The 3,882-nt window shown below is 68.5% G+C and carries 3 protein-coding genes and 1 pseudogene; 1 reads left to right on the top strand and 3 read right to left on the bottom strand.

The genetic code is table 11. The annotated features are described in order from the left end of the window. Positions 1 to 787: adenylate/guanylate cyclase domain-containing protein (locus WU80_RS24235; RefSeq protein ID WP_082462591.1), on the top strand; the 787-nt coding region annotated here is incomplete at its 5' end. A gap of 6 nt (positions 788 to 793) precedes the next feature. Here the strand turns inward: WU80_RS24235 and WU80_RS24240 are convergent. From WU80_RS24240 to WU80_RS24250, 3 genes and pseudogenes are all read right to left on the bottom strand, one after another. Further along, positions 794 to 1,711 (bottom strand): hypothetical protein, encoded by a 918-nt coding sequence (locus tag WU80_RS24240; protein ID WP_055405625.1) that lies wholly within the window; start codon positions 1,709 to 1,711, stop codon positions 794 to 796. 13 nt (positions 1,712 to 1,724) lie between these two features. Beyond that, on the bottom strand, positions 1,725 to 3,137 hold the full coding sequence (locus WU80_RS24245) for a class II fumarate hydratase (protein ID WP_055405624.1): 1,413 nt from the start codon (positions 3,135 to 3,137) through the stop codon (positions 1,725 to 1,727). 37 nt (positions 3,138 to 3,174) lie between these two features. Then, positions 3,175 to 3,858, bottom strand: a pseudogene (locus WU80_RS24250) (fructose-bisphosphatase class II family protein); the annotation flags it as partial. Positions 3,859 to 3,882: the final 24 nt, after the last annotated feature.

The following is a 3,882-nucleotide window of genomic DNA, read 5'->3' on the forward strand; positions in this document are numbered from 1 at the left end:
GATGTGTATAAGAGACAGATCCATCTCCGATCCGCTCGGCGAGATCGTCGACGCGATGGCGGAGGTCGAACACGGCCGCATGGGGACCTACGTCGGGGCCTACGAGCGCTCTCAAATCGGGCGGCTGCAAACGGGTTTCAACCGCATGGTGGCCGGGCTGGCCGAGCGGGACCGGGTGCGCGACCTCTTCGGGCGCCACGTCGGAACCGACGTCGCCCACCGTGCCATCGAGGAGGGCGCGTCGCTGTCGGGAGACGTCGTCGAGGCGGCGATCCTCTACATCGACCTGGTGGGCTCCACGCAGCTGGCGGAAAGCCGTCCGCCGCAAGAGGTTGCCGAAGTGCTCAACGATTTCTTTCGCCTCGTCGTCAACGCCGTCGACGAACACCACGGGCTGATCAACAAATTCGCCGGCGATGCGGCGCTGGCCGTCTTCGGGGCGCCGTTGCAGACCGGCGAGCCGGCGTCGGCGGCACTGGCGACCGCGCGCGCCCTGGGTACCCAGCTGCGCCGGCTGCCGGTCGACTTCGGCATCGGCGTATCGGCGGGGCGGGTGTTCGCCGGCAACATCGGCGCCGAAAACCGTTACGAGTACACGGTGATCGGCGACGCGGTCAACGAGGCCGCGCGGCTGGCCGACCTGGCCAAGACCGCCGACCGGCGCATCCTGTGCTCGGCGGCGGCCATCGAGCGGGCCGACGAATCCGAGGGAACGCATTGGGCGGAGTGCTATTCCACCGTGTTGCGGGGGCGCTCCGAAGCCACCCACGTCTCGGCGCCCGCGTAGGGCGCGTCAGGACTTGCCGACCTTCAGCGCGGCGATGATCCGGCCGATGATGTCCGCCGACGGGGCGTCCCCGATCGGGGTGCTGCCGATGAAGACGGTGACCGGCTTGGTGTCGACGGCGATGACGGTGACCGAGTCGCCCTTGACGCCGCGGGAGGTGTCGGCGATCGTGATGTCGCCGTCGACGCGGGCGGCCTTGGTGCCGTCAACGGTGATCGACGACGTCTTCGTCCGGCCCAGCGTGGGCGTCGCGTTCGCATAGCCGGGCCCGTTGGCGAGGCACTGCAACAACTTCGACGCCTGCGCGGAGACGTCCATGCTGGCGACGAAGTTCGTGACGCCGACCTCGGCCGTCATCATCCACTGACTGGCCCCCGGCACCTCCTGGGCGACGCCGACCGCGCCGATCAGGTTCGGGTTCTGGTCGTCGGAGAACAGCTGCCAGTTGGGCGGCACCGCCGAGGCCGGGAACGACAGCTTGCCCGCGGCGATCGAGTCCGTCCGGGGGATCTCACCGCCGGACACGTTCGGGGTGCAATCGCTGGCGGTCTGCTGGCCCCTCGGTTGGCTGCTGGTGGTGGTGCTCGACGACGAGGGTGCGGCGGTCGACGGCTTGCCGTGGTTACCCCCGCGCATCACGATCAGCGTGGCCACCAGCGCGATGACGGCCAGCACGACGAGCCCCGCGATGATCAACCAGGGCAGCTTCGACCCGGGCCCACGCGGTGGCGGCCCGGGCGGATATCCGGGCGGGAACTGCTGTCCCGCTTGCGGATACGGCGGATAGTACGGACCGGTCGGCGGGGGCGGGTATTGGCCGCCCGGGTATTGGCCGCCCTGCGGCGGGCCGCCCCAATAGGGCTGTTGCCCATAGGGGTTTCCGTAGGGCTCCTGGCCGTAGGGCCCGCCCGGAGGTGCCGTCATCGCTGAACCACCTCTACTTCGCCGGCTTGACCTTGGCCATCGCCAAGACGTCCAGCCTGCGGTCGAGTTCCTCTTCCGAGAGCTTTTCGCCGATCAGGCCGCGATCGATCACGGTCTGGCGAATGGTCTTGCGCTCCTTGAGGGCTTGCTTGGCCACCGCGGCGGCCTCCTCGTAGCCGATCGCCGAGTTCAACGGCGTCACGATCGACGGCGACGACTCGGCCAGCTCCCGCAGGTGCTCGACGTTGGCCTTGAGCCCGACGATGCAGCGCTCCGCGAACAGCCGCGACACGTTGGTCAGCAGCTTGAACGACTCGAGGATGTTGCGCGCCATCATCGGGATGTAGACGTTCAGCTCGAACGCGCCACTCAAGCCGCCGACAGCGACGGCCGCGTCGTTGCCGATCACCTGCGCGGCCACCTGCGTAACCGCCTCGGGGAGAACGGGGTTCACCTTGCCCGGCATGATCGAGCTACCCGGTTGCAGGTCCGGCAGCTGGATCTCGGCCAGGCCGGTGAGCGGGCCCGACCCCATCCAGCGGACGTCGTTGGCGATCTTGGTCAGCGACACCGCGATGGTGCGCAGCGCGCCGGACGCCTCGACCAGGCCGTCGCGGGTCGCCTGGGCCTCGAAAGAGTTGGCGGCCGTGCGCAATTCGTTCAGGCCGGTGGAGGCGATCAACGTCTCGACCACCTTGGCGCCGAAGCCGTCCGGGGCGTTGAGGCCGGTGCCCACCGCGGTCCCGCCGATCGCCAGCTCGCCCAGCCGGGGCAGCGTGGCGCGCACCCGCTCGATGCCCGCCTCGATCTGCCGGGCATAACCGCTGAATTCCTGGCCGAGCGTCACCGGAACGGCGTCCATCAGGTGCGTGCGGCCCGACTTGACCACCGTGTGCCACTCGCGGGCCTTGCTCTCCAGCGCTTCGTGCAGCACCTCCAGCGCCGGGATCAGGTGCCGCACCGCGGCCTCGGTGGCCGCGATGTGGGTCGCGGTCGGGAACGTGTCGTTGGACGACTGCGACATGTTGACGTCGTCGTTCGGGTGCACCGTGATGCCGTTGGCGGCCGCGATGCTCGCGATCACCTCGTTGGTGTTCATGTTCGAGCTGGTGCCCGACCCGGTCTGGAAGACGTCGATGGGGAATTGGTCGTCGTGTTGGCCGTCGGCGATCTCGGCCGCCGCGGCGATGATCGCGTCGGCCTTCTCCGGGGCCAGCAGCCCGAGGTCCTTGTTGACTTGCGCGCACGCGCCCTTCAGCAGGCCCAGCGCGCGGATCTGGGTGCGCTCCAGGCCCCGTCCCGAGATGGGGAAGTTCTCCACCGCGCGCTGGGTTTGCGCGCGCCACAACGCTTTTGCGGGTACCCGGACCTCGCCCATGGTGTCGTGTTCGATGCGGTATTCGGTGTCGTTGGCATCAGAGGCCATAGATAGCAGTCCTTGTCTTTAAAGCGTGGTTCCGGATCTAGGGCAGGGGATAGGCGGCGGTGCTGTCGCCGGTGAAGTCGATGGCGGAGTACTCGTTGAGCTTCGAGAGCCGGTGGTAGGCCTCGATCATGCGCACGGTGCCCGACTTCGACCGCATGACGATCGACTGGGTGGTGCAGCCGCCGGGGTAGTACTGCACGCCCTTGAGCAGGTCGCCGTTGGTCACCCCGGTGGCGCAGAAGAAGACGTTCTCGCCCGACACCAAGTCTTCGGTGGTCAGCACCCGGTCGACGTCGTGGCCGGCGTCGATCGCCTTCTGGCGTTCCTCGTCGTCCTTCGGCGCCAGCTGGGCCTGGATGGCCCCACCCATGCACCGGATCGCGGCGGCGGCGATGATTCCCTCGGGCGTGCCGCCGATGCCGGCCAGCATGTCGGTGCCGGACAGGTAGCGGCACGCCGAGATGGCGCCGGCGACGTCGCCGTCGGTGATCAACCGGATCCGGGCACCGGTCGCCCGGACGTCCTCGATCAGCTGCGCGTGCCGAGGCCGGTCCAGGATGCACACGGTCATGTCGCGCACCGACAGCGCCTTAACCTTCGCGACGGCCTTGATGTTCTCGGCGATGGGCGCGGTGATGTCGAGCACGTCGGCGGCCTCGGGGCCGACGGCGATCTTGTTCATGTAGAACACCGCCGACGGGTCGAACATCGCGCCCCGGTCTGTCTCTTAAACACATCTGACGCT

The organism is Mycobacterium sp. UM_11 (assembly GCF_001414075.1).
Taxonomy (GTDB): domain Bacteria; phylum Actinomycetota; class Actinomycetes; order Mycobacteriales; family Mycobacteriaceae; genus Mycobacterium.